This is a genomic window from Gordonia polyisoprenivorans (assembly GCF_017654315.1).
In the GTDB taxonomy this organism is placed as follows: domain Bacteria; phylum Actinomycetota; class Actinomycetes; order Mycobacteriales; family Mycobacteriaceae; genus Gordonia; species Gordonia polyisoprenivorans_A.
In genome coordinates, this window is sequence record NZ_CP072203.1 from 2,484,717 (window position 1) to 2,510,363 (window position 25,647).

Annotated in this window: 24 protein-coding genes and 1 tRNA gene; 11 read left to right on the forward strand and 14 right to left on the reverse strand. The window is 67.5% G+C overall.

Annotated elements, in window-relative coordinates; translation table 11 throughout:
• Positions 1 to 3 precede the first annotated feature (3 nt).
• The 4 genes from J6U32_RS11170 to J6U32_RS11185 all read right to left on the reverse strand — a co-directional run bounded on the left by J6U32_RS11170 (position 4) and on the right by J6U32_RS11185 (position 4,350).
• On the reverse strand, positions 4 to 639 hold the full coding sequence (locus J6U32_RS11170) for a TetR/AcrR family transcriptional regulator (RefSeq protein WP_208795501.1): 636 nt from the start codon (positions 637 to 639) through the stop codon (positions 4 to 6).
• 109 nt (positions 640 to 748) lie between these two features.
• Positions 749 to 2,275, reverse strand: a complete 1,527-nt coding sequence (locus J6U32_RS11175; RefSeq protein WP_208795502.1) for a DEAD/DEAH box helicase — start codon at positions 2,273 to 2,275, stop codon at positions 749 to 751.
• Positions 2,276 to 2,554: 279 nt separating this feature from the next.
• Positions 2,555 to 2,791 carry a hypothetical protein gene (locus J6U32_RS11180; RefSeq protein WP_208795503.1) on the reverse strand — a complete coding sequence of 79 codons (237 nt, stop codon included), beginning with the start codon at positions 2,789 to 2,791 and terminating at the stop codon, positions 2,555 to 2,557.
• Positions 2,792 to 2,826: 35 nt separating this feature from the next.
• A complete protein-coding gene (locus J6U32_RS11185; protein ID WP_244332812.1) occupies positions 2,827 to 4,350 on the reverse strand; it encodes a phospholipase C in 1,524 nt (507 codons plus the stop codon).
• A 214-nt stretch (positions 4,351 to 4,564) separates the two neighbouring features.
• On the opposite strand from J6U32_RS11185, the gene J6U32_RS11190 reads away from it, so the two are divergent.
• The 3 genes from J6U32_RS11190 (at position 4,565) to J6U32_RS11200 (ending at position 8,378) form a co-directional block, all read left to right on the forward strand.
• On the forward strand, positions 4,565 to 6,022 hold the full coding sequence (locus tag J6U32_RS11190; protein ID WP_208795505.1) for a dihydrolipoyl dehydrogenase family protein: 1,458 nt from the start codon (positions 4,565 to 4,567) through the stop codon (positions 6,020 to 6,022).
• Between the two features lie 98 nt (positions 6,023 to 6,120).
• The gene (locus J6U32_RS11195) at positions 6,121 to 6,555 is read left to right on the forward strand and encodes a MarR family winged helix-turn-helix transcriptional regulator (protein WP_006373008.1); all 435 of its coding nucleotides are present in this window, start codon (positions 6,121 to 6,123) and stop codon (positions 6,553 to 6,555) included.
• On the forward strand, positions 6,552 to 8,378 hold the full coding sequence (locus tag J6U32_RS11200; RefSeq protein WP_208795506.1) for an MFS transporter: 1,827 nt from the start codon (positions 6,552 to 6,554) through the stop codon (positions 8,376 to 8,378). The genes J6U32_RS11195 and J6U32_RS11200 overlap by 4 nt, the downstream gene beginning before the upstream one ends.
• Here J6U32_RS11200 and J6U32_RS11205 read toward each other — a convergent pair.
• Positions 8,303 to 8,938, reverse strand: coding sequence for a GPR1/FUN34/YaaH family transporter (locus J6U32_RS11205; RefSeq protein ID WP_244332814.1), 636 nt, complete (start codon positions 8,936 to 8,938; stop codon positions 8,303 to 8,305). The genes J6U32_RS11200 and J6U32_RS11205 overlap by 76 nt on opposite strands.
• Positions 8,939 to 9,231: 293 nt before the next feature.
• Between J6U32_RS11205 and J6U32_RS11210 the strand changes: the two genes are divergently transcribed.
• The gene (locus J6U32_RS11210; RefSeq protein WP_208795508.1) at positions 9,232 to 10,503 is read left to right on the forward strand and encodes a chloride channel protein; all 1,272 of its coding nucleotides are present in this window, start codon (positions 9,232 to 9,234) and stop codon (positions 10,501 to 10,503) included.
• 98 nt (positions 10,504 to 10,601) lie between these two features.
• Here the strand turns inward: J6U32_RS11210 and cynS are convergent, their stop codons facing one another.
• The 5 genes from cynS to J6U32_RS11235 all read right to left on the reverse strand — a co-directional run bounded on the left by cynS (position 10,602) and on the right by J6U32_RS11235 (position 12,547).
• Positions 10,602 to 11,054 carry a cyanase gene (cynS, locus tag J6U32_RS11215; RefSeq protein WP_208795509.1) on the reverse strand — a complete coding sequence of 151 codons (453 nt, stop codon included), beginning with the start codon at positions 11,052 to 11,054 and terminating at the stop codon, positions 10,602 to 10,604.
• 306 nt (positions 11,055 to 11,360) lie between these two features.
• The gene (locus J6U32_RS11220) at positions 11,361 to 11,504 is read right to left on the reverse strand and encodes a hypothetical protein (RefSeq protein ID WP_208795510.1); all 144 of its coding nucleotides are present in this window, start codon (positions 11,502 to 11,504) and stop codon (positions 11,361 to 11,363) included.
• 107 nt (positions 11,505 to 11,611) lie between these two features.
• Positions 11,612 to 11,809: a hypothetical protein gene (locus tag J6U32_RS11225; protein ID WP_208795511.1), complete on the reverse strand. Its 198-nt coding sequence runs from the start codon at positions 11,807 to 11,809 to the stop codon at positions 11,612 to 11,614.
• Positions 11,806 to 12,234, reverse strand: coding sequence for a hypothetical protein (locus J6U32_RS11230; RefSeq protein WP_208795512.1), 429 nt, complete (start codon positions 12,232 to 12,234; stop codon positions 11,806 to 11,808). Before J6U32_RS11230 ends, J6U32_RS11225 begins: the two co-directional genes overlap by 4 nt.
• A gap of 239 nt (positions 12,235 to 12,473) precedes the next feature.
• Positions 12,474 to 12,547: transfer RNA gene (locus tag J6U32_RS11235), tRNA-Leu, on the reverse strand.
• A gap of 165 nt (positions 12,548 to 12,712) precedes the next feature.
• Here J6U32_RS11235 and J6U32_RS11240 point away from each other — a divergent pair.
• The 3 genes from J6U32_RS11240 to J6U32_RS11250 all read left to right on the forward strand — a co-directional run bounded on the left by J6U32_RS11240 (position 12,713) and on the right by J6U32_RS11250 (position 16,707).
• Positions 12,713 to 15,094, forward strand: a complete 2,382-nt coding sequence (locus J6U32_RS11240) for an MMPL family transporter (RefSeq protein WP_208795513.1) — start codon at positions 12,713 to 12,715, stop codon at positions 15,092 to 15,094.
• The gene (locus J6U32_RS11245) at positions 15,048 to 15,728 is read left to right on the forward strand and encodes a TetR/AcrR family transcriptional regulator (RefSeq protein WP_208795514.1); all 681 of its coding nucleotides are present in this window, start codon (positions 15,048 to 15,050) and stop codon (positions 15,726 to 15,728) included. Before J6U32_RS11240 ends, J6U32_RS11245 begins: the two co-directional genes overlap by 47 nt.
• A gap of 121 nt (positions 15,729 to 15,849) precedes the next feature.
• Positions 15,850 to 16,707, forward strand: coding sequence for a Bax inhibitor-1/YccA family protein (locus J6U32_RS11250; protein ID WP_208795515.1), 858 nt, complete (start codon positions 15,850 to 15,852; stop codon positions 16,705 to 16,707).
• A 67-nt stretch (positions 16,708 to 16,774) separates the two neighbouring features.
• Here J6U32_RS11250 and J6U32_RS11255 read toward each other — a convergent pair whose 3' ends face one another.
• Both J6U32_RS11255 and J6U32_RS11260 read right to left on the reverse strand, forming a co-directional pair.
• Positions 16,775 to 17,998 (reverse strand): acetyl-CoA C-acetyltransferase, encoded by a 1,224-nt coding sequence (locus tag J6U32_RS11255; protein WP_208795516.1) that lies wholly within the window; start codon positions 17,996 to 17,998, stop codon positions 16,775 to 16,777.
• A 59-nt stretch (positions 17,999 to 18,057) separates the two neighbouring features.
• Positions 18,058 to 18,660, reverse strand: a complete 603-nt coding sequence (locus tag J6U32_RS11260) for a TetR/AcrR family transcriptional regulator (RefSeq protein ID WP_208795517.1) — start codon at positions 18,658 to 18,660, stop codon at positions 18,058 to 18,060.
• An 85-nt stretch (positions 18,661 to 18,745) separates the two neighbouring features.
• On the opposite strand from J6U32_RS11260, the gene J6U32_RS11265 reads away from it, so the two are divergent.
• A complete protein-coding gene (locus J6U32_RS11265) occupies positions 18,746 to 20,146 on the forward strand; it encodes an MDR family MFS transporter (protein WP_208795518.1) in 1,401 nt (466 codons plus the stop codon).
• 37 nt (positions 20,147 to 20,183) lie between these two features.
• Here the strand turns inward: J6U32_RS11265 and J6U32_RS11270 are convergent, their stop codons facing one another.
• Positions 20,184 to 21,122 carry an SGNH/GDSL hydrolase family protein gene (locus J6U32_RS11270; RefSeq protein ID WP_208796066.1) on the reverse strand — a complete coding sequence of 313 codons (939 nt, stop codon included), beginning with the start codon at positions 21,120 to 21,122 and terminating at the stop codon, positions 20,184 to 20,186.
• 139 nt (positions 21,123 to 21,261) lie between these two features.
• On the opposite strand from J6U32_RS11270, the gene J6U32_RS11275 reads away from it, so the two are divergent.
• From J6U32_RS11275 to ilvA, 3 genes are read left to right on the forward strand one after another with little or no spacing between them, the layout of a single operon-like run.
• On the forward strand, positions 21,262 to 22,662 hold the full coding sequence (locus J6U32_RS11275) for a cystathionine beta-synthase (protein ID WP_079930412.1): 1,401 nt from the start codon (positions 21,262 to 21,264) through the stop codon (positions 22,660 to 22,662).
• Between the two features lie 43 nt (positions 22,663 to 22,705).
• Positions 22,706 to 23,860 (forward strand): cystathionine gamma-synthase, encoded by a 1,155-nt coding sequence (locus J6U32_RS11280; protein ID WP_208795519.1) that lies wholly within the window; start codon positions 22,706 to 22,708, stop codon positions 23,858 to 23,860.
• Between the two features lie 8 nt (positions 23,861 to 23,868).
• Positions 23,869 to 25,068, forward strand: coding sequence for a threonine ammonia-lyase (gene ilvA, locus J6U32_RS11285; RefSeq protein ID WP_208795520.1), 1,200 nt, complete (start codon positions 23,869 to 23,871; stop codon positions 25,066 to 25,068).
• Positions 25,069 to 25,108: 40 nt separating this feature from the next.
• Here the strand turns inward: ilvA and J6U32_RS11290 are convergent, their stop codons facing one another.
• Positions 25,109 to 25,627 carry an SRPBCC family protein gene (locus J6U32_RS11290; RefSeq protein ID WP_208795521.1) on the reverse strand — a complete coding sequence of 173 codons (519 nt, stop codon included), beginning with the start codon at positions 25,625 to 25,627 and terminating at the stop codon, positions 25,109 to 25,111.
• Positions 25,628 to 25,647: the final 20 nt, after the last annotated feature.

Below are 25,647 nucleotides of genomic sequence, written 5' to 3' on the forward strand. Positions count from 1 at the left end.
TCCTCAGTTGTTGGACAAGCTCGGGGATGTGATCGGAAGCTGTTGTCTCATACCGGCTCCCAGTTGATCGAAAGCGGCGTCGAGCATCTCGCGGGCAGAGTGGTCGCGCGTCTCGCGATGTGCCGACCAGAATTCGAGTGCAGTCCGTGCCGCACACAGTGCGGTGGTGAACGCGAGATGGGGGTGCAGGGTCTGCGGATCGGCACCGCGGGCGGCCATCATCTCCGACAACTGGATGTCGATCGAGTCGCCGAGATCGATGGTGCGGGAGTGCGCGGCCAGGGCGGGTTCGGTATCGAACAGGCGCAGCAGCGTGACCAGCGCCTCCGGGTCGGTGTCGGAGGCGGTGGCGATTTCGGTCATCGCGAATCGCAGGGAATCCCAGAGTGATTCGCCCTCCGGGCGGGCGCGGACGCCGTTGTCGATACGGTCGACGAGAACACCGACGAAGGCGGTGAGGGCGTCCTCTTTGCTGGTGAAGTAATTGTGGAAGGTGCGCACCGACACCCCGACCTCGGCGGCGACGGCGTCGATGGTCACCGCGTCGATGCCATCGCGGGTGGCCAGGGTCAGGACGGCTTCGGCGAGAGCGAGACGGGTGGCCGCCTTCTTGGACTCACGTAGGCCGGAGGATCGCATGACTCCTACCGTACGGAAATTGCACGGGCCTGCAATGTTGCAGACCCGTGCAATTTTGAGGTGCTCGTCTCACCGCGACCCGCGGGTGATGCGGGTCACGCGAGAGGTGTCAGCGAGCCGACGACGAGGTGTGTCGACGTCCGACCTGGCCGTTGCCGTTGCGGCCGTTGCCACGCCGCGAGCTGCTCTGACCGTCGTGGCCTCGGGTCCCGCCCGACCGTGCGGCGGTTCCGGTGCGAGAGGTGCTCGACTCCGGGTGGCCGGTCGCCGACCGGTGACCGCTGCCCGAGCGCGACCGTGAACTCTGTCCACCGGACTGCTCGGTGCGCGCCCGGCCGCCGCTGTGACCGCCACCGTCGCGACCGCCGGCGCGGGCACCGCCGCGGCCGCGTCCGCCGGACTGGCCGCCGGACCGGCGCGGACCGCGAGCCGGACGCTGAGCCGCGGGCTGCTCGGGAGCGGGTGTGACATGTGCGGCCCGCTCGCCGACGAGGGTGACGACGGCCTCGGAGCCGGCGTCCACACGCTGCGGGGTCACCTGGATCTTCGCCTTGTGCAGCAGCGACCGCAGGTCCCGGCGCTGCTCGGGCAGGCACACGGTGACGACGTCACCGGCGTTGCCCGCACGCGCGGTGCGACCCGAGCGGTGCAGGTAGGCCTTGTGCTCGGCCGGCGGATCGACGTGCACGACCAGCTCGATGCCGTCGACGTGCACACCGCGCGCGGCGACGTCGGTGGCGACGAGCACGCGGACCGAGCCGTTGCCGAAGGCCGCGAGACTGCGGTCGCGCTGGGCCTGCGACAGGTTGCCGTGCAGATCCACCGCGGGGATGCCGTCGGCGGTCAGCTTCTTGGCGAGCTTCTTGGCCTGGTGCTTGGTCCGGGTGAACAGGATTCGTCGGCCGGTGCCGGAAGCGAGAGTGTTGATCAATGCGGTCTTCTCGCCGGCGCCTGACACCTCGAAGACGTGGTGGGTCATCTGCTCGACGGGCGAGGAGGAATCGTCGACCGAGTGCATCACCGGCTGGTTCAGGAATCGCTTGACGAGTTTGTCGACGCCGTTGTCGAGGGTGGCCGAGAACAGCATCCGCTGTCCGTCGGCGGGGGTGGCCGCGAGGATGCGGGTGACGGCGGGCAGGAAGCCGAGATCGGCCATGTGATCGGCCTCGTCGAGCACGGTGATCTCGACGTTGTCCAAACGCACGATGCGTTGCTGCACAAGGTCTTCCAGGCGACCGGGGCAGGCGACGACGATGTCGGCGCCGCGGCGCATCGCGTCTTCCTGACGCTTCTGGCTGACGCCGCCGAAGATGGTGGTGACGCGCAGGCTCAGCGCCGCGGCGAGGGGCTCGATGGCCGTGGCGATCTGGGTGGCCAGCTCACGGGTGGGGGCAAGAACCAGTCCGGTCGGTGCGCCCGGGGTGCGGGTGACCTCCATCTCGGCCAGTCCGGCGACCAGCGGGATGGAGAAGGCCAACGTCTTGCCGGAGCCGGTGCGGCCACGGCCGAGGACGTCGGCACCGTCGAGGGTGTCGGTCAGGGTGTCGGCCTGGATGGGAAATGCCTCGGTCTTGCCGTCGGCGGCGAGTACCTCGACGAGTGCGGTGGGTACACCGAGGGATGCGAATGTCGTCATACGTGTGGTGCCTTTCGGGCAGTCTCACGGCGCAGGGATCACCCACATCGCGAGATGGATGGCGAACGCGCGGGTCCGCGCATTCGTTCGCCGTATGAAGTGGAGTGATCGAGGCGGTTCTCTCCGACCGGCAGGCCAGTGGGCCCGGGTGGGACCGCCGAAAACAGTCGTTCTACGACGTCTGACTCCGCGCTGGGCGGGTCATTCGTTGAGCAACGCTACACGGTTACGGCGAGAATGGGCGAATCGTGGCGCGAGTCACCTCCGGTCCCACGCGTCTCAGGCGACGCTGCTCGCGACGGCGACGATCACCCCGGCGACGGTGAGGACACCGACGACGACCGCGCACGCGATGGCCGTGCGGCGACGGCCCTGACGTGCGGCGCTGATGCCGAGGCCGACGGCGATGAGGATCGCCGCGGCATAGATCGAGATGCCGATGGTGAGGCCGGCAACGGCGCCGTTGCTCATCCCGAGCACCTGCGGAAAGCGGCCCGGATCACGCGTACCGATCATGATCCGAGTACATCACGGCCATCTCGCGGCGCCGGTCACCCGGTCGGCGCGCGTCGGGTTCCCGGCTGCTGACGCGGCATCGAATTGGGCGGCACCGGGTAGGGCCGGCCGTGTCCTGCGGTACCCGCCGCGATGTTGGGACCGCACTGCAGCAGGGCGTTCTGCGCGTCGGGGTTGGGGTCGCCGAAGTGTGGTCGTGCGGAGTTCGGCCGACTGTCGAAGTCGAAGGCCGAGGTCATGTCGCCGACGGTCGCGCGGCGCCACGCCGTCAGGTTCGGCACGTCGACGCCGAACCGTTTCTCGATCAGCCGCAGCTGCGAGGTGTGGTCGAAGGTCTCCGAGGCCACGAGTCCGCCACGGCTGTAGGGCGAGATCACGAAGCAGGGCACGCGATAGCCGAGGCCGATCGGGCCGCGGACGCCCTTGGCGGCCGGGAACCGGTTGAGGTCGGCAACGCTGACGTATTCGCCGGGGGTGCCTGCAGGCGCGGTCGGCGGGGTGACGTGATCGAAGAAGCCGCCGTTCTCGTCGTAACTGATGATCAATGCGGTCTTCTCCCACACCGCCGGATTGGAGGTGAGGATGTCGAGGAGTTGCACGATACCGACGGCGCCGAGCGCGGCCGGCAATGCCGGATGCTCGCACTCCATGGCCGGGGGGATCACCCAGGACACCTTCGGCAGGCGGTTGGCCTTGACGTCGGCGGCGAAGTCGTTGGGGTAGGTGGGGGCGATACCGCGCTTGGCGAGTTGGGAATTCGGGTCCTGGGCCTGCTTGAAGCAGCCCATCATGCCGTCGAGGATCACCGATGAGACCGGGCCGAAGTCCTTGTTGTTGTAGATCTTCCAGCTCACCCCGGCCTCTTGGAGGTTCTCCGGCATGGTGCGCCACGAGTAGACGAATTTGGGGATGAGCGTGGGGGTTTCGAGGAGTGGGCCGCCGTGGCGTCCCTCCGGATCGAGGGTCGCGCTCATCCAGTACAGGCGATTGGGGTCGGTGGGTCCGAGGACCGAGCAGTGGTAGCCGTCGCACAGGGTGAATGCCTCGGCCAGTGAGCGGTGGACCGGGATGTCCTCACGCTCGTAGTAGCCCATCAGTGCCGGGGCGTTATCGGGACCGACGGACTTGATCGACATGGGGAGCCAGCCGTCGTTGCGGCCGCCGTTGAAGGCCTGGTGCAGGCCGGCCCACGAATGGTCGGGGTCGTTGATGCACTCGCCGTCGAGGTTGGGCCCCGCGGTGGTGTCCAGCCGGAACGGCATGGTGTAGCCGCTGGGCGTCGGGCCCTTGCCCGGCGCCCATCCGTACTGCTTCCACTTGGTGGATGCCTCACCGAAACCCCGTACGCCGGAATAGGTTCCGAAGTAGTGGTCGAACGAGCGGTTCTCCTGCATGAACAGCACGATGTGCTCGATGTCGGCGAGTGATCCGGTGCCGCCGGGATCGGCCGATGCGTAGGCCTTGTCGATGATCGGTGCGGCCCACGAGGTGAGCAACGCGCCCCCACCGGTTGCGGCGACACGCCTCAGGAATTCACGCCGACCCAGTCCTGCAAACATCGATGAACCCACATCTCCTCGTCGAGTCCCACGGGGCAGGCTGTGCCCCGCCATGACCCGCGGACGGTATCCGACCCACACCAACGGCGGGTGAATCCGCTGTGATGCCCGCGAATCCCTCAGCACCCTAGCGCCTCGAGGTGCTCGCGGAGGAGTGTCGCCGGGATTGCCGGAGTTGTCGAATCCCGCATCGCGGCGCGCCTACCGTGGAGGGATGTCCACAACAGCGACTTACGACGTCCTGGTGATCGGCGGCGGACCGGCCGGGGAAAATGCGGCCGATTACGCGATCCGCGGAAGCGGACGCACCGCCGCGATCATCGACCGCGAACTCGTCGGCGGGGAGTGCTCGTACTGGGCATGTATGCCGAGTAAGGCATTGCTCGGGGCGGGTGCCGCCCTGGACGGGGTGGCCGGTCTTCCCGGTGCTCGTCCGTCGCTGGCGTCGATGAGCCCGGACCGCGGCGCGCTGCTCGCCTGGCGTGACGACTTCACCTCCCACCGCGACGACGCCTCCCAGGTGCAGTGGGCGCGATCGGCCGGCATCGACGTCATCCGTGCACGCGCGCAGCTGGTCGGGGAGCGGGAGGTCGAGGTGAGCGGCGCCGAGGGCACCCGGCGGCTGCACGCACGCCAGGCGGTGGTCCTGGCGACCGGCAGTACCGCCACCATCCCGCCGATCCCGGGCCTGGCCGCCGCGCTGCCCTGGACTTCCCGCGACGCCACCAACATGCTCGACGTACCGCGCCGGGTGTTGATCCTCGGCGGCGGCGTGGTGGCGTGCGAGGCAGCGACCTGGCTTACCGATCTCGGCTCCGCGGTCACGCTGGTGGTCCGCGGGGATCGCCTCCTGGCGAATGCGGAACCCTTTGCCGGACAACGGGTTGCCGACGCACTGTTCGAGCGTGGCGTCGATGTGCGACTGCGCGCCACGATCGCCGAGGTGGGTAGGGACGACGCCCGCGACACCGGATACGGTCGGCGCCACGGTGGACCGGTCCGGGTGCACATCGCCGATCGCGACGGCGCGGTGACCGACGAGATCGAGGTCGACGAGATCATCGTCGCCGCCGGTCGCACACCCGCGACCACCGACCTCGGTCTCGAGGTCCTCGGCATCGATCCGCACCGACCACTCGACGTCGATGATCATCTCACCGTCGGCGAGCACTCATGGCTCTATGCGGTCGGCGACGTGAATTCGCGTGCGCCCTTGACACACATGGGCAAGTACCAGGCCAGGGTCGCCGGCGAGGTGATCGCCGCCCGCGCCGAGGGCGCCGATCTCGTCGACCCCCGTTACCGCGCCTCGGCCGATCACGGGGCCGTGCCCCAGGTGGTCTTCACCCGCCCGCAGGTCGGCAGCGTCGGGCTCACCGAACGCGCCGCGCGCGACGCGGGCATCGATGTGCAGATCTCGGCCCTCGACATCGCGGTCGCCGGATCGGCCCTCGAACGCGACAACTACCGCGGTCACGCACAACTCGTGATCGACCGGTCCCGCGATCTGATCGTCGGGGTCACCTTCGTCGGCCCCGAGGTCGCCGAACTGCTGCATTCGGCAACCGTGGCCGTCGTGGGAAGGGTTCGGCTGCAACAGCTCTGGCATGCGGTGCCGTCGTATCCGACGGTCAGCGAGGTATGGCTGCGGCTCCTGGAGCAGGTGCACTGAGGTTTCGACGCCCCGGGATCGGGCGCTGTCGGAAATACGCCGTTCGCGCAATACGAGCCATTTGATCAACCAAAACTGATAAGCCTAGGCTGTCGATCATGACCGATGACGACATCCTCGACGTCGCGGCAGGACTGCGGCTCACGCTCGGCGTGCTGTTGCGACGGCTCCGGGCCCATCGCAACCCCGACGATCCGAGTGTCCCGGAGACGACGGTGCTGGCACGCCTGGACCGCGACGGCGAGAGCACCGCAGCCGAACTCGCCCGCCGCGAACAGATCACGCCGCAGTCGATGGGGGTCACGATCTCGTCATTGCTCTCCGGGGGACTGGTCGCCAAGGCTCCCGACCCCGCCGACGGTCGGCGTGCGGTGCTGCGATTGACCGCCAAAGGCCGTGCGGTACTCGGTGATCGGCGCAACCATCGCACCCAGGCCATCGCGACCGCGATGACCTCGGTCCTCGACGCCGACGAGATCCGGGTCGTCGCCGCAGCTTTGCCGCTGCTCGACCGGGTGGCCGAGGCCCTGTGAGCGCGCCGACGGACGCAGAGACGGTCACCGACGACCCCGGCTACCGGTGGGTGGCATTGTCGAACACGACTGCCGCGGTGTTCATGTCGGCGCTCGACGGGTCGATCGTGATCATCTCGTTGCCCGCGATCTTCCGCGGTATCGGGCTGGACCCGTTGGCGTCACAGAACATCGGTTTCCTGCTCTGGATGATCATGGGTTACCGACTGGTGCAGGCGGTGGCCGTCACCACGCTGGGCCGGCTCGGAGACATGTTCGGTCGCGTACGGATCTACAACGCGGGATTCGCGGTCTTCACCGTCGCGTCGATCCTGTTGTCGTTCGACCCTTTTCACGCATCCGGCGCGGCGATCTGGCTGATCGCGTGGCGGTTGCTGCAGGCGCTCGGCGGATCGATGCTCACCTGCAATTCGGCTGCCATCCTCACCGACGCGTTCGCGCCGGATCGCCGGGGATTCGCGTTGGGGCTCAATCAGGTTGCCGCGCTCGCCGGACAGTTGAGCGGACTGGTCCTCGGCGGTCTGCTGGCCGCATGGGATTGGCGGGCGGTGTTCTGGGTGAATGTCCCGGTCGGCGTCTTCTTCACGGTATGGGCCTACCGGAAACTCCGCGATAACGGCGAACGCCATCCGGGGCGGATCGATTGGTGGGGCAACGGGACGTTCGCCTGTGGCCTCTCGGCGATCCTCATCGCCATCACCATAGGGCTGCAGCCCTACGGCGATCACACCATGGGCTGGGAGAACCCGGTCGTGGTCGCGCTGCTGGTCGCGGGCGTGGTGTCGCTGATCGCTTTCGGCCTCATCGAGAGTCGGGTGGCCGAACCGATGATCGAACTGACACTCTTCCGGATTCGTGCCTTCACCGCCGGAAACCTGGCGGCGCTGTGCGCGTCGCTGGCGCAGGGCGGACTCCAGTTCGTGTTGATCATCTGGCTACAGGGCATATGGTTGCCGCTGCACGGCTACGATTTCGCCGATACCCCGCTGTGGGCGGGAATCTTCCTGCTGCCCTTGACTTGCGGGTTCTTCGTCGCCGGCCCGCTGACTGGTGCACTGTCGGACAGGTTCGGTGCGCGCGGCTTCGCCACCGTCGGCATGGTGCTCTTCGGATCGAGCTTCGTCGGCCTGTTGTTCCTGCCGATCGTGTTCCCGTACTGGGCGTTTGCGCTGTTGATCGCGCTCAACGGCATCGGTACCGGCATGTTCGCCGCACCCAACACCTCCTCGATCATGGGAAGTGTTCCCGCCCGCTATCGCGGGGTGGCGTCCGGAATGCGGGCCACCTTCCAGAATTCCGGCACGGCGTTGTCGATCGGAGTCTTCTTCTCACTGATGATCGTTGGATTGGCGGCGCACCTGCCCGAGACCATGTCGGCGGGACTGCAGCAGCAGGGTGTACCCGCCGGGATCGCCGGCGAGGTCGCCCATCTGCCACCGGTGGCCTCGTTGTTCTCGGCGCTGCTGGGCGTCAATCCCATCGAGCACCTTCTTGCCGGCACCGGGGTGCTCGACCACCTCAGCACTGCGCAGCAGCAGACCCTCACCGGTCACGAGTTCTTCCCGAATCTGTTGTCGGGACCGTTCCACGACGGACTCGTCATCGTCTTCGTCGCCTCCATCGGATTGTCGATCTGTGCGGCCGTCGCCTCACTGCTGCGCGGTGCCCCCACGGCGCCGACGCTGACGTCGACGCCGGAGGTCGTGTGCACAGGAGACGACGACAGCAGTGGTCTCGACAGCACGGGTCACGACAGCAGTGGACGTCCCAGTGGCAGCGCCGAGCCGCCGGTGGAACTCGACATCGCGTCGAAGAACAGATAGGTGCCGACCGCGGCGAAGGCGAACACCACCCAACCTGCGGCCGTCTGAATGGTGCTACTGCCCTGCGCGGTGGCCAGCAGGACGAGAATCAGTGCGACGTCGATGAGCACGAAGAGCAGGGTGAACGCGAACGGAAGGCGCAAGGTGGCCAAGGTCAGCATCACGATCACCACCACCCACGAGGTGAGGAACACCTCCTGCGTGGCCACGGCGTTGTCGGCTCCGACGCCGTACCAGTTATGAGTCAGGCCGAGTACGAGCGCTGCGTAGCTGAGCCAGAATCCGGAAAAGATGCCGAACACCGCGGCCACCGCGTTCTGCGCGAGCGACAATGCCCACACGGCGGCGACGAGTTGTCCGATTCCGGTGGCGGCCAAGATGATCGGGATCGACGCGCCTACCGCGGTCGCCGGGACGAATCCGATCAGCACCATCCCGAGTGCCACCGATCCGACGATGAAGGTCGGGACGCCGATGGTCGCCGGATTGCCCACGGGCGCCGGCGGTGCGGTATCGGCGGTGGTGATCACATCGGGTGGGGCAAGTGCAACGTCGGTCATGGGGGTGTCCTTCGCGGAGAGAATGGCATTCATCGGCGATGCCGATCGTCAACGTAGGCGCGTTGTGTCCGGGGTCACAATGATTGGTCGACAATCCTATTCCGCGACTGGCCATCAGGTCAGCGGGTCAGTGCACCCCTTGGCGAGTGCCTCGCCGGCACCCCTTGGCGAGTGCCTCGCCGGCACCCCTTGGCGAGTGCCTCGCCGGCACCCCTTGGCGAGTGCCTCGCCGGCACCCCTTGGCGAGTGGACGCCGACCGAGACCCCGGCTCGCCGGGTGACACTGCCGCATCATGGACAGCGTGATGCGTAGGTTCGGCTGGTTCGTGCTCGGCGTGATCGCCGCGGGTGTGCTGGCCGGTCTCGCCGGTGGCGCCACCGCCGTGGTGCTCAAGGCGATTCAGCATGTGACGTTCGGATACTGGTCGGGCACACTGCTCGACGGCATCAGCGCAGCGACGGCCTGGCGTCGCGTGGCCGGACCCGTGGTCGGGGGAGCACTCACCGGTGCCGGCTGGTGGTGGTTGCGACGTCGTCGGCAACTGATCCCACTGACCGTCGCGATCGAGCGCGGTGAGCCGGTGGCGACGGCCCCTCGCGCGGCCGACTCGTCGCTGCAGATCCTGCTGGTAGGGACCGGGGCATCGCTGGGGCGAGAGGGAGCTGCCCGTGAGTTCGCAGCCGTCGCCGCAGACCTCGCACTCCGTCGAATCCCGTTGTCGGAATCGGACATCCGGGTGTTGTTGGCGTCGGCGGCCGGCGCCGGGCTCGGCGCGGTGTACAACGTGCCGTTGGCCGGTGCATTGTTCACCGTCCAGCTCCTGCTGCGTTCGTGGCGCCCTCGCGAGGTGCTCACCGCGACGTTGACGTCTGTAGTGGCCGTCGTCGCGGCGTGGCCGGTTGTCGGCGATCGACCGACATTCGTCTGGCCCGGCGCCAATCTCACTGCGGCGGTCGCGGTGGTGGCACCGGGCGCCGTAGCGGCGAGCATGGTCCTGGGTGCGGCGTTCTCGCGGCTGATGAGTCATGTTCAGCGACAACCGGTCTCGGGATGGTGGTTGATCCCTGCGCTGACCGGTGCCGGTGCGCTGACCGGCATCAGCGCGCTGTGGTTTCCCGAACTACCCGGCAACGGCAAGTCCATCATCACCGAATCACTCGGCGGCGGTGGACCTCTGCTCACGGTGGTGGCCGTGGCGCTGCTCAAACCCGTCCTCGCCGCCATTCATCTGCGTGCCGGTGCGGTCGGCGGCCTGATCACCCCGGCACTGGCCACCGGCGCCGCATTCGGTGCGGCCGTCGCGATCCTGGCCGAGCATTGGACCGGCTGGGACATCAATCCCGCCGCGGTCTCTTTGCTCGCCGCCGCGGCGTTCCTGGGTTTTTCGCAACGAGCACCGCTGTTCGCTGTCGTCTTCGCGTGGGAGCTGGCTCATCCGCCACCGATGTTCCTGTGTGCTCTGGCCCTGATCGCGGTGGTGGGGTACGCGGTGCAGACGGGGGTTCCGATTCTGCGACGGAACGGGATTGGTGGTCGCTTCGCGATCCGCCGGCGTGGCCCCTGAGCCGTAGCGGTGCTGACGCCACCTCAGGGTGTAGGCGATTCTGGGGTGGCGGTGATCCAGAAGGCGGGCACCGGCGACAAGTGGTCTCCGGAGTACGGCTACCAGCGATAGTCGAGAAACTTCCCGTCGAAGGTGACCACGACGCGGTCGCCGTCGGGATCGGGCCGGCGAGCGAAGTCGACCTTGAAGTTGATGGCGCTCATGATGCCGTCGCCGAACTCTTCGTGGATCAGTTCCGCGAGCGCCGGACCGTACACGGTCAGCGCCTCGTGGAAACGGTAGATCGTCGGGTCCGATGCGGCGGCATCGTCGGCGGTGCGGGTCGGTTGGCGCACGAGACTTTCCACGAACCTGTCGTCGAGTCCCAAGAAGGCGGACACCGTGATCGCCTTGTCGGCGGGAACCGGATGTTGGCCCAGCAGTGCGGCGACCGTCCACACCAAGGGTGCGTCGATGTGCTCGGCGATGTCGGCCCAGGTCAGGCCGCGTCGAATGCGTTCGGCGACGATCAATTCCGCGGCGTGTGATTTCGGCATGATGGCGGTGGACATCGGGTCTCCTCTGCTGGTGCGGATGATTCCCCCACCTTGACCACCGTGGTGGCATTCGTCCACCGGAAAGCCGATCCCGCCGGTTCGCGACATCGAGAGTGGTGGCCCCCAAGCGCGGTGGAGGACTGGGCTACGTGCTGCCCGCTGGTTTACGTCGAGCGGTACAAGAACGACGGGCTCACTCGGTCGAATCGGTCGGTGTGCGCAGCGCCCTCGGTGGAGTCGAACCAACGCAACGACCATCAGGGCCACCCATAGGGGGCTCTCATTCGGCCTGTGACGCAACAAAAGCCACAGAGGTGAGGGTTACGGGTTGAGGGCGCCCCACACGGCACGAGCATCGTTGAGAGCAGCGATCAGTCCGCCGAGTTCGCGACGGTTGTTGACTTCCACGGTGTCGCGGCGATCACCAATCACGATGACGGGCGCGTCGGTCTTGTCGGTGAGCAAGTTGTGTCCGCTGATCAGGTCGACGGTGAGGTGGTCACCGATCGCGGCGCGTACCCACGTGTAGGCGGTTCAGTCGTCGTCTTCTGGTGGATCGATGTGCGGGGTGGTCACTGGATGTCTCCTGCTGCGTCGCGGAGGGCTTGGCGGTATCCGGCGTCATAGTCGGGATCGTCGTCGGGGTCGGGTGTGACCGCGAGAAGTTTGTTGGTGATGATTCCCAATAGTGGGCCGGGTAGCTGCGCCAACGTTTCTGTCGCTGCCCGGTAGCCGTTGGTGAACTGATCGGGTCCGATGACTGCGGTCACGACTGACCACCGATCCATGCGGCGACAGCAGGCAGCGAGTCGAGTACATCGACAGTGGACACACCCGTGAGCATCGACAGTGCCCGCAATACCGCGCACGCGATGACTTTCAGATCGGGGGCGAGGCTGTTGGTGTCGTCTTCGAACTGCTCCAACCACGCTCGGAGGTGTCCGGCTTGCGGTTTGTTGGGTTCGATGTCGTGGGCTTGCCATGCGGCAGTGTTGAGAGCTTCGATGGCGGGGTTGATCGGGGCCCGGTGTGTGTGGCGGTAGGTGTCGGCGCGGTCTTTCGCAGCGAAGGCGATATCTCGGCACATGCTGTGCAGGGGTGTGCCTTGGGCGTCGATCATTCGGTTCCAGGCGCGGTCTGCGGCTTGGTCGAGCAGGGTTTGCGTGGCGGCGATGACTTCGGGGTCGTTGTTCATGCGTGCCACCCCATGCGGACGCACAGAGCCATTACGGCGATCGGGAGCGGGTACAAGCACGCGAAGATGAGTAGCGCGCTGACGATGATTCGAGCGTGGTTCACAGGGGTATTCCTTCCAACGGTTTGCACTGTTGGAATGGCCGTGAAAGCCCTCGTGTGGACATGCTCGGTACTAGCGCTTGACATGCATGGCATTGAGAGCGTCGGAGAAACCGCCATCTACCTGCGGATAGTGGGTGCCCCCACCGGGATTCGAACCCGGAACACGCGGATTTTAAGTCCGCTGCCTCTGCCAATTGGGCTATAGGGGCGCGCCCACAGCATGCCACGGCCGCCTCGGATCGTCGTCGGCGGATCGCACCTATGCGGCGGTTGCTGACGAAAGGTCGTCGTCACGTGGTGGATGCGGCCTTGACCCGTTGACTTACTACCGATAACTTAACGGGGGTAACTCACCTTCCACGGCTGGAGTGGACATGCTGGATCGTTTGACCCGGTTCGTGACCGGATTTCCCAAAACCGTTCTCGCCGTGGCCTTCGTGCTGCTCGTCGGGTGTGGGCTGTACGGCGCGTCCGCGGCGGGTCATCTGCTCGCCGGCGGCTACGAGGACCCGAACTCCGAGTCGGCGAAGGCGGCCTCGGTCATCGACAAGACCTTCGATCGGGGTGGTCCGCAGTTCGTTCTCAAGCTCGACGGCTCGCCGGGAGTCGACATGGCAACCGACCCGACCGCGAAGATGACCGGCCAACAGATCATCTCCGAATTGGGCTCGAGCGGCCACGTGCAGCAACCGATCCTGTCGGTCTGGACCAATCCCGACCTCGCTGCGGCGCTGCTGAGCAAGGACAAGTCGTCGGCGCTGATCGTCACGACTCTGGCCGGCGGTGAGAACGATGCGCCGCGCTACGCCGAGGAACTCGCCCAGCGCTACAGCGGCATGCGTGAGGGCATCACCATCCGGGCCGGTGGGCAGGCGATGGTCTTCCACGACGTCAACGCGCAGACCACCCGCGACCTCGCGGTCGCCGAGGCCATCGCGATCCCCATCAGCTTCCTCGTGCTCATCGTCGTGTTCGGGGGAGTGGTGGCGGCGCTGCTGCCGATCCTCGTCGGCGTCGTCGCGATTGTTGCGACCTTCGCGATGCTGCGCGTCATCGGGTCGATGACTGACGTGTCGATCTTCGCGCTGAATCTCACCACCGCAATGGGTTTGGCGCTGGCGATCGACTACACCCTGCTGCTGGTGACCCGATATCGCGAAGAGCTCGCCGCCGGCCGGGACACGCGGTCGGCGATCGCAGTGATGATGCAGACCGCGGGCCGGACGGTCACCTTCTCCGGGGTCACGGTGGCACTGTCGTTGTGCGCGTTGGCGATCTTCCCGATGTACTTCTTACGGTCGTTCGCCTACGCGGGACTCGGGGTGGTCGTCGTCGCCGTACTCGCCGCACTGGTGCTGACCCCGGCCATGCTCATGCTGCTCGGCCCGCGTATCGACGCACTCGACGCCCGCCGACCCCTGCGCCGTCTGGTCGGGCGGGGCGAGCCCGCACCGGTTCCGATCGAGCAGGGCCGGTGGTATCGGTTCGTCAGTGGCGTTCTGCGGCACGCTGTTCCGGTGGGTGCCGGCGCGATCCTGGTGCTGCTGGTCCTCGGTGCGCCGTTCGCGTCGATCACCTTCGGCTTCCCCGACGACCGCGTCCTGCCGAAGACCGCCACCGTGCACCAGGTCTCGCAGGAGATGCGCGCCGACTTCGCCGAGAATCTCTCGGGCGCCCTGACCGCCGTCGTCACCGGTGGCACCGACCCGACCCGCATCGAGTACGCGCAAACCCTGTCGCGTGTCGACGGGATCAGTTCGGTGTCGGGTGCTGCGGGCACCTTTGTCGACGGCAGGCAGGTGGCACCACCGCAGCCCGGTGACCTCCACACGGCGGCCGACGGCACCACCACCGCGCTGCTGTCGGTCAGCGGCAGCGCCGAACCACTGACCGACGCCGGCGCCGACGAACTCGCCGCCCTGCGTGCAGCGCCCGTCCCGGAGGGCATGACCTCGCAATTCGCGGGGCTGCAAGCCAGCAACACCGACACCGTCGACTCCATCTATGCGCATCTGCCGTGGGTGCTCGGCGTGATCGCCATCGCCACGTTCGTCCTGCTGTTCCTGTTCACCGGCAGCGTCGTCCTGCCACTGAAGGCGCTGGTCCTCAATGTGTTGTCACTGTCGGCAACGTTCGGGGCGATGGTGTGGTTCTTCCAGGAGGGCCACCTCGGCGGACTGGGAACCACCGCAACGGGGTTCCTGGTGGCCACCATGCCGGTGCTGATGTTCTGCATCGCCTTCGGGCTGTCGATGGACTACGAGGTGTTCCTGCTCGGCCGAATCCGTGAGGAGTGGCTGGCCTCGGACCGCACACGGGCGGCCAACGATCACGCCGTCGCCGTCGGCCTGGCGCGCACCGGTCGCGTCGTCACCGCCGCGGCCCTGCTGATGAGCATCGTGTTCGCGGGAATCGCTGCGTCGGAGGTGTCGTTCATGCGTATGTTCGGCGTAGGGCTCACGCTGGCGGTACTGATGGATGCCACCGTCATTCGCATGTTGCTGGTACCGGCGTTCATGCGAATCGCCGGGCGCGCCAACTGGTGGGCGCCGCGTCCGTTGCGGGCGCTGCACGGCCGCATCGGACTCACCGAGGCGGGACCGCCCGATCCCCGGCTCGCCGACGAATGCTCACCGGCACCAGCACCGGACCCCACCGACCACCAACCCACACCAGACCTCCAGCCCACACAAGACCGTCAGGAGACACGTGACCATCCAGAGGCGGCGGACCAGATCCCCCCGCGGATCGGGTGAACTGCTCGCCGACGAGATCATCGACGCCGCCACCGACCTGCTCCTCGACGAGGCAGATGCGTCGGCGGTGTCGATCCGTGCCGTCGCCACCCGAGTCGGGGTGACGCCGCCGTCGATCTACCTGCACTTCGCCGACAAGGACGCACTCCTCGACGCCGTGTGCGCCCACTACTTCGAGCAACTCGACGAGAAACTGGCCGGCGCCGAGCACGGTGTCGCGGACCCGCTGGAGCGGGCACTGAGCCTCGGGATGGCCTATATCCGGTTCGCGCTGTCGACCCCGGTGCTGTACCGGCAGGCGTTCTCCCGCGTCACCGCCGACACCCCGACAAGGGTCGACGAGGTGCTCGCCACGTCGGCGGTCGTGCGGTTCTCGCGGACCGTGACCGAACTCGCCGAAGCCGGGATGTTCGAGGCGGGGGAGGTTGCCGACATCGTCCTCGAATGGTGGTCGGCCGCCCACGGTATCGCCTCGCTGATGATCTCCAAACCCAGCCTGAACTGGGGTGACGACCTCGAACGTGCCGAGACGATGCTGCGGTCGATGTGTCTGGGCCGGGCCGTGATGGGTGTGACCGCAGCCCTAGAGCCCGACGAGGTCCGCGGGCTGCTGTCCGAGCTGAGCACCCGCTGACCGATTTGTCGGACCCGGGTTCTGACGCGAATGGTCAAGAGAAGGTAAAGTCGGAACTCTGACGGGTGATCGCCCGTTGTCCAGACGAGATACCCACTTACGTTCAGATAGGGAGCGCCAGGTGCGAGATAGCAGCAATCCGGTGATGCGCGGCGTGGTCCGCGACAATCAGAGTGCCGGCGGCTATGCGGGCTTCGGCACCGGTGCGGCCGGTGTCGGTCAGGCAGCCATGTACAACCAGTACGGCCAGCAGGTGCCGCCGTACACCCAGCAGCCCACCACCACGACCCGGCAGCTCACCATCGATGACGTCGTCACCAAGACCGCCATCACCCTGGGCGTGCTCACCATCTCGGCGATCGCGGCCTACTTCCTGGTCTCGGCGAACGAAGCGCTGGCGATGCCGCTGTTCGGCATCGGTGCCATCGTCGGGCTCGTCCTGGTACTGATCGCCTCGTTCGGTCGCAAGCAGGACAATCCGGCGATCGTGCTGGGGTATGCGGTGTTCGAGGGCTTGTTCGTCGGATCGATCTCCTACGTCTTCGCCAACTGGATGGTCAGCGGCACCAGTGCCGGTGCACTGATCGGGCAGGCCGTATTGGGTACCTTCGGTGTGTTCTTCGGCATGTTGCTGGTCTACAAGGTCGGTGCGATCCGCGTGACCCCGCGGTTCACCCGGATGCTGTTCGCCGGGCTCATCGGCGTCATCGTGCTGATGGTCGGCAACCTGATCATGAGCTTGTTCACCGGCGGTGCCGGCATCCTCCGTGACGGTGGCCCGATCGCGATCATCTTCTCGCTGGTCTGCATCGCGCTGGCCGCGTTCAGCTTCCTCGTCGACTTCGATGCCGCTGACCGTCTCATCCGAGCAGGCGCCCCCGACCGCGCCGCCTGGGGTGTGGCCCTGGGCCTGACGGTCACCCTGGTCTGGCTCTACGTCGAGATCCTGCGACTGCTGAGCTACTTCCAGTCGGACTAGTCCTAGGCATCAAAAAAGAACCCCGCTCCTTCGCCGAACGAGCGGGGTTCTTTTTGATCTGATCAGCTCAGCTGAGGCGCTCGAGCACCATCGCCATGCCCTGACCGCCACCGACGCACATCGACTCGATGCCGAAGGTCTTGTCGTGGGTCTGCAGGTTGTTCAGCAGGGTGGTGGTGATGCGGGCACCGGTCATGCCGAAGGGGTGGCCGAGGGCGATCGCACCGCCGGAGACGTTGAGCTTGTCGTGGTCGATGCCGAGGGCGTCGGCCGAGCCGAGCACCTGCACCGCGAAGGCCTCGTTGATCTCGACCAGGTCGATGTCGGACAACGACATCCCCGACACCTTCAGTACCTTGCGGATCGCCTCGATCGGGCCGAGTCCCATGATCTCCGGTGACAGTCCGGTTGCGGCGGTGGCGACCACGCGGGCCAATGGGGTGAGCCCGAGCGCCTTGGCCTTGGTGTCGCTCATGATCACCAGGGCCGCCGCGCCGTCATTGAGCGGGCAGGCGTTGCCGGCGGTGATGGTGCCGTCGGGTCGGAACACCGGCTTGAGCTGGCTGACCTTCTCATAGGTGGTGCCGGCGCGCGGACCGTCGTCGGTGCTGACCACGGTGCCGTCAGGCAGGGTGACCGGATCGATCTCGCGCTCGAAGAAGCCGGCCTTGATGGCCTCTTCCGCGAGGTTCTGGCTGCGCACTCCCCAACGATCCTGGTCTTCGCGGGAGATACCGGTGGAGCTCGCGACGTTCTCGGCGGTTTGGCCCATCGCGATGTAGACGTCGGGCAGGATGCCGTCCTCGCGCGGATCGTGCCACGCCGGGGCGCCGCCCTGAGAGGTCTTCTCGGTGCGGGCGATCGCGTCGTCGAAGATGGGGTTCTTGGAGTTCGGGGCGCCGTCGGCACCACCGGAGATCCCGAAGCTCGAGACGCTTTCGACGCCGCCGGAGATGAAGACGTCACCTTCGCCGGAGCGGATGGCGTGCAACGCCATCCGGGTGGTCTGCAACGACGACGAGCAGTAGCGGTTCACCGTGACACCGGGGATGTGGTCGTAGCCGAGTTCGACGGCGAGCACCCGGCCGATGTTGTAGCCGCCCTGTCCGGCGGGCTGGCCGATCCCCCAGTGGATGTCCTCGATGTCGGTCGGGTCGAGTTCGGGAACCTTCGCCAGAGCGGCGGCGATCATCTGGCGGGAGAGCTCGTCGGGTCGGATGTCTTTCAGGGACCCCTTCCCGGCGCGGCCGATCGGGGAGCGGGCATGGGCGACAATCACGGCTTCAGGCATGTGGCCCAGATTACTGGACCGCGCGATGCGGCCGACCAGGCGCCGTCGGATGCGGGCGGCTATCCGGGGTCAGGCGTGACCAACGGCAGGAAGACCTCGTCGACGATCTCCTCGAGCGTCTCATCGGCGACCGGCGCCAGCGTCATCATCACCTCGTGACGGTAGAGGTCGAACGGCACGGCGACGACTCGCGCGGTGAGTCGGGTCGGGTCGACCTCGCCGCGGGTGACCGCTCGATCGAGAATCGTCTCGACCGCGGAGGACCGTGCGCCGATCAGCACCGCGCGTAAGTCGCGTGGGGTGTCCCCGGTCTCGGCATAGAACTCGCCGAGTGCGGCGCTGAGCATCACCAGGAAGTTCGACCGGTTGCGGTTGGCGTCGCGTAACGCGGCCAGCAGATCGCCACGCAGCGTCCCGGTGTCGGCGAGGACAGGAGCGGCCAGCTCGCCGCGGCGTCGGATCACCGCACGCACCAGGTCCGCGCGGTCGGACCATCGGCGATAGAGCACCGGTCGGCTCGTGCCCGCTCGCTCGGCCACCGCCTCGAACGTCAGACCGCCGTAGCCGCGGTCACACAACTGATCCCATGCGGCGTCGAGGATCGCCGCCTCGAGTTCCGCCCCACGACGACGCGTCGGTTTCGCCGGCTCCTCAAGATCCACTTGCGTATCTTATCGCGTCGGTCTACGTTCGAGGAATAGATACATATATGTATCTTAACTACTCCACGAGGAACGAGGCCCGCTCATGTCCACCACTGTGCGGAACGGCGAAGGGACCAACGGCGAACAGGCGCCGACGCAGGAGGTACCGCGCGAGGTCCGGCGGGTGGCGATCGCGGTCATCGTCGGCCTCGTCGCACCCATTCTGGACACCACGATCGTGACCATCGCGCTCGACGCGTTGAGTCGGGATCTGCACGCGACGGTGAGCACCGTGCAATGGGTGAGTACAGGGTACCTTCTCGCACTCGCGGTGGCGGTCCCGCTGGCGGGTTGGGCGGCAACACGATTCGGCTCCCGCGCAGCATGGACTGCCGGGCTGGTGCTGTTCTTCGCCGGATCGGTGATGTGCGCTGCGTCGTGGAACATCGACTCGCTCATCGTCTTTCGGGTGATCCAGGGATTCGGTGCCGGGCTGATCATGCCGCTGATGACCTCGATACTGGTGGCGGCCTCCGGCGGGGTGGCGCTGGGCCGGCTGGTGGCGATGGTGAGTCTGCCGACGGCGCTCGGGCCGATCCTCGGCCCGGTGGTCGGCGGGATCATCCTGAACTGGCTCGACTGGCGCTGGCTGTTCCTGGTCAACGTGCCGTTGTGCATCGCTGCACTGATCCTCGCGCGACGGATCCCCGCCGACCGCAGCCCCGCGGCACCGCTCGACATACTCGGACTGCTGCTGCTCGCGCCCGGGCTGGCGACGTTGCTCCTCGGTCTCTCCAACGCGCACAACGGAATCGGACAGATCGACGTCATCGTTCCGGTGGCCGCGGGGGCGGTGTTGACCGCCGCCTTCACCTGGCATGCGCTGCGTCGGAGTGGGGTCGCCCTGGTCAACGTCGGCGAACTGCGTCGGCGTTCGGTGAGTGTGTCCTCGCTCGGATTGTGCTTCTTCGGTATCGCGTCCTTCGGTGCGATGTTCTTGATGCCCTTGTACTTTCAGCAGATCCGGGGCGACTCGGTCCTGCAGGCCGCGCTCGTGCTCATCCCACAGGGGGTCGGCGCGCTGGCCACCCGGAGCCTGGCCGGACGGTTCACCGACACGATCGGTGCACGCTGGGTCTCGGTCACCGGCTTCGCGGTGGTGGCCGTGGCGACGATTCCGTTCGCTCTCGCCGGTGATCACACCAACACGGTCTGGCTGATGGCGGTCCTCCTCGTCCGCGGCTTCGGTCTCGGGACGCTGCTGTCGCCGCTGATGTCGGCCGGGTTCATCGGATTGCCGGGCTCGGCACGTCACGACGTCAGCATGCTGAACCGGACCTTCCAACAGGTGGGCGGATCGTTCGGCACGGCCCTGCTCGCGGTGGTGCTGACCGCGGGGATGGGAGCGGGCACCGGATTCCACGACGCGTTCTGGTGGGCCGCGGGTCTCGCCGCCGTCGGCGCCGGGGTCTCGCTGCTGCTGCCCGACGGACGCGCCGCCTGACAGCGACGGTGAATGACCAGCGACAGCGGGGTGACGCTCAGCGCACCGTGCGCGCGATCCGCAGGATCCTCTCGGTGAGTTTGCTGTTGTCCACCGACGGCGACACCTCGGGCGGCTCGGGCAGCGGCTCGGGACCCCACTCGCCGAGCGCCGCGAGCACCTCCGGAAGCAGGATGTCGGCGGCGAGCCCATATCCGTCGGCCGACGGGTGGTAGCGATCGAAGGAGAACATCCGGTCCGGGGCGTCGCGGAAGTCCTCCGCCAGCAGATCGGCCATCGGGACCGCACGCCCGCCTGCCGAGACGACCACGGCCTTCTGCCGCGCGGCCAGTCGCATGCCCCATATCCGCAGCACCGAGCGCAGCGGTTGGGGAATCGCGGTGATCACACCGAAATCGGGGCAGGTGCCGACGACCACCTGGGCGTCGATGGCGCGCAGTCTGCTCACCGCCGACCCGAGTCGGCCCGCCGAGGCGCGAACGCCGTTGCGGGCAGTGACGTCGTTGGCGCCCACCAGGATCACTGCGATGTCGGGACGGTCACCGGCGATGAGCATGGCGTCGATCTGCGCGGCCAGACCCTTCGACGTCGCGCCGACGATCGCCTTGTTGCTGTAGCGCACCACATGCCCGGTCTCGACGGCCACTCGACGGGCCACCCGTGCGCCGGGGGTCTGCGCACCGGTGTCGGCGCCGAGACCCGCGGCGGTGGAATCCCCGAACACCGCGAGATGCAGCTCGATCTCGTCACGGTTGTCGCGGGTCACCCGATGTGGCCCGCTGCCGTCGGGGCGATAGATCCCGTCACCGTCGGGAGCGTTGTCGGTGCGGTGCGGGATGACGGTGCGTGCCTTCTGTGCCTGCCACACCAGCAGGTTGTAGCCGCCCCACGTGATGCCCGCGGCGGCGGTCGTCGCGGCCGCAGTGGCCCCGAGATCGCGCAGTAGATGGTGGTCGGTGGGACGCGGACCGGTCACGGTGAACAGCTTACCGATGCGTCCGTGAGCGATCGGTGACCTGCGGGTCTGCGGGCCGTCATCGCTGCGGCGGTGGTCGGTGATCCGGGAATCGACGTCGGATGGAAACGGCGGAGACGGTTCTGGGACCATGGAGGGTATGCGCATCGCCAATCACGTCGTCGACCTGGTGGGCAACACGCCCCTGGTCAAACTCAATTCGGTGGTCACGCCCGGCTCCGGGCTGGTGGCGGCCAAAGTCGAATACCTCAACCCCGGGGGCAGCAGCAAGGACCGTATCGCGCTCCGCATGATCGAGGCCGCCGAGAAATCCGGTGCGCTCAAGCCGGGCGGCACCATCGTCGAGCCGACGTCGGGTAATACCGGCGTCGGTCTGGCGCTCGTCGCACAGCAGCGCGGATACCACTGCGTGTTCGTCTGCCCCGACAAGGTCGGCGAGGACAAGCGCAACGTGCTGCGCGCCTACGGCGCCGAGGTCGTCGTGTGCCCCACGGCGGTCGCACCCGAGCACCCCGACAGCTACTACAACGTCTCCGACCGGCTGGTCCGCGAGATCGACGGTGCGTGGAAGCCCAATCAGTACGCGAATCCCGCTGGGCCGCAGAGCCACTACGAGACGACCGGGCCGGAGATCTGGGCCGACACCGACGGCCGGGTCACCCACTTCGTGGCCGGCGTCGGCACCGGCGGCACCATCACCGGTACCGGGCGCTACCTCAAGGAGGTCTCCGGCGGCGCGGTAAAGGTCGTCGGTGTCGACCCCGAGGGGTCGGTGTACTCCGGCGGTACCGGACGGCCCTACCTGGTGGAGGGCGTCGGTGAGGACTTCTGGCCGGAGGCCTACGACCCGAGCGTGCCCGACGAGATCATTGCGGTCTCCGACGCCGACTCCTTCGACATGACGCGACGCCTCGCCCGTGAGGAGGGCCTGCTCGTCGGCGGATCGTGCGGGATGGCCGTGGTCGCGGCGCTGCGGGTCGCCGAGCGCGAGGGCCCCGACGCCGTCGTCGTCGTGCTGCTGCCCGACGGTGGCCGCGGCTACATGGCGAAGATCTTCAACGACGAGTGGATGAGCAGCTACGGCTTCCTGCGAACCCCCCTCGACGCCAAGGCCACCGAACCACTCGTCGGCGACGTGCTGCGCGGCAAGACCGGCGCACTGCCCGACCTGGTGCACACCCACCCGTCGGAGACCCTGCGCGACGCCATCGAGATCCTCCGTGAATACGGTGTGTCGCAGATGCCGGTCGTCGGCGCCGAACCGCCGGTGATGGCCGGCGAGGTCGCCGGTGCGGTCACCGAACGGGATCTGCTCAGCGCCGTGTTCGAGGGCCGCGCCAACCTCGCCGACCCGGTGTCGGCGCACATGGGAGAACCGTTCCCGCTCATCGGTTCCGGCGAGCCGGTGTCGGCGGCGACCAAGGCGCTCTCGGACACCGACGCGCTGATGGTGGTCGAGGACGGCAAGCCGATCGGCGTGATCACCCGCCACGATCTGCTGGCCTTCGTCAGCACCCACCCGACCATCACCGCCGGCTGACACCGGCTCCCCCCCCCGACGTCCACCGACGAGGAGTTTTCCCGTGAGTTCCCAGCAGCGTCCCCGCGGCTTCGCCACCGACGCCATCCACGCCGGCTACGAGCCCAACCCGCTCAACGGTGCGGTCAACGTCCCGATCTACGCCAGCTCGACCTTTGCCCAGGACGGCGTCGGCGGCATGCGCGACGGATTCGAGTACGCCCGCACCGGCAACCCGACACGTCGGGTGCTCGAGGCGAACATCGCCGCCATCGAACACGGCACCTACGGACGGGGTTTCGCCTCCGGGATGGCCGCCACCGACGCCTTACTGCGCGCGTGCCTGCGCCCGGGGGACCATCTGGTCATCCCCAACGACGCCTACGGCGGCACCTTCCGGCTCATCGACAAGGTCTTCACCCAGTGGGGCATCACTTATTCGGTCGCGCCGGTCACCGATACCGACGCCATCCGCGCGGCGATCACCCCGCAGACGAAGCTGGTGTGGGTGGAGACGCCCACCAATCCGCTGCTCAACGTCGGCGACATCGAACAGACCGCCGCGATCGCCCACGACGCCGGCGCAAAGTTGGTGGTGGATAACACCTTTGCCACCCCGTACCTGCAGCAGCCGCTGTCGCTGGGGGCCGACGTCGTGCTGCACTCGACGACGAAATACCTCGGCGGGCACTCCGATGTGGTCGGCGGCGCCCTGGTCACCGACGACGCCGAACTCGACGACGCGATCGCCTTCCTACAGAACGGGGCCGGTGCGGTACCGGGGCCCTTCGACGCCTACCTGACCATGCGCGGCATCAAGACCCTGGCGGTGCGGATGGAAAAGCACTGCGACAACGCCGAAGCCGTCGTCGAGTTCTTGTCGAATCACGACCGGATCGACCGCGTGCTCTACCCGGGACTGCCGATGCACCCGGGTAACGAGGTCGCGAGCAAGCAGATGAAGCGTTTCGGCGGGATGGTCTCGGTCCTCGTCGCCGGCGGCATCGAGGACGCCCAGAAGTTCTGCGCTCGCACCGAGGTGTTCACCCTCGCCGAATCCCTGGGCGGGATCGAGTCACTCATCGAGCATCCCGGCGCGATGACCCACGCGTCGACGGCGGGCTCGCTGCTCGAGGTGCCCGCCAACCTGGTGCGGCTGTCGGTCGGTATCGAGGACGTCGACGACATCCTCGCCGACCTGGAGCAGGCACTGCAGTAGCGACGCCGATGCTGATCACCGCGTCCGAAATCGCCGAGGCCGTCACCGAACTGCGTGGCGTCATGCGCCGTACCCCGCTGGTCGCGTCCCGGGTGCTCAGCGAGCGCGCCGACCGCGAGGTCTGGCTCAAGTGCGAGAACCTGCAACGCACCGGCTCGTTCAAACCCCGCGGGGCCTACTACCGGATCAGCCGGCTGAGCCCGGCCGAGCGCGAACGCGGTGTGGTTGCGGCCAGTGCGGGCAACCACGCGCAGGGCGTGGCGTGGTCGGCGAGCAGACTCGGGATCTCCTCGCGGGTGTACATGCCGGTCGGTGCGGCCCTGCCGAAGATCGCCGCCACCCGCGCCTATGGCGCCGAGGTGGAGCTCATGGGTGCCACGATCGACGAATCCCTGGTCGCCGCACGCGAGTTCGCCGAGCGAACCGGGGCAGTGCTGATCCACCCGTTCGATCATCGCGACATCGTGATCGGGCAGGCGACCGTCGGCGTGGAGATCTGCGAACAGATGCCCGACGTCGGCACGATCGTGGTGCCGCTCGGCGGTGGCGGGCTGCTCGCCGGGATCGCGGCCGCGGTCAAACCCGTTCGCCCCGACGTGCGGATCATCGGTGTGCAGGCCGCCGAGGCGGCCGCGTGGCCGCAGTCGTTGGCCGCCGGCTCGCCGATGGTCGCGGCCCGGATGGCGACGATGGCCGACGGCATCGCGGTGGCACTACCGGGGGAGGTCCCGTTCGCCCACGTGACCGAACTCGTCGACGACGTGGTCACCGTCGACGAGGACGCGTTGGCGACCGCATTGCTCCTGATGCTCGAGCGCGCCAAACTCCTCGTCGAACCGGCCGGGGCCGCCGGGGTCGCGGCGGTGGTGGAAGGCGCGTGTGGACAGTTGTCGGGGCCGGTGTGTGTGGTGGCCTCCGGCGGCAACATCGATCCGCTCGTGCTCAGCCACGTCACCACGACCGGACTGAGCGCCGCCGGACGGTTCCTCACCGTCACCGCCACCGTGCCCGACCGCCCCGGGGGCCTGATCTCGCTGCTGGAAATGCTGCGTGACCAGGGAGCCAGCGTCGTCGACGTGGTCCATTCACGTGTCGCCGAGGGACTAGCGCTCGGGCAGGTGCAGGTGACCGTCAGCGCCGAGACCCGGGGGCCCGACCACCAGGCGACGGTGCGCGAGGCGCTGGCCCAGGCCGGGTTCCTGCGTTGAGGCGCTGATCTGGTGACGTGCCGAGCCGCCCGATCCGGGGTCAGGCCTGCGGGGTCAGATGCGCGAAGTGCCGCAGGGTGTCCGATTCGATGCTCTTGAACACCGGCACCGAGGCCGGGTTGGAGAACGCGTTCAGCGCCCGCGACGACGGGCCGAGTTCGAGGGCGAACGCCCATACCAGCCGTGACCCGACCGCCGCCGGGGTGACCTCGGTGTACTCGCCGAACCGCCGCATCCCGGGGACATTGACCTTGGCGACGCGAAAAGCGTTGTGGTAGATCGAGTTCTCGGCATCCTCGGTCCAGTCGAAGAACACCTCCGACAGCGAGACGTAGCCCGGGGCAAGTGACGCCTGCCGGGTGGTGCCGACGCCGTAGGGCGCCGCCGCGGTGAACTCGATCGACTTGATCGCTTTACACCAGTCCAGGGTGTTCTGTCGGGTCAGTTCGGCCCACGCGCGCTGCGGTGACACCGGGATGTTGATATCGATGCGGTAGGAGATCGGTGCCGTGTCGAAGAAGTCGAGGTCGAACGGTTCGAGGTCGTAGGTGCGCGCCATGAGTCGAGATTAGGCCATCG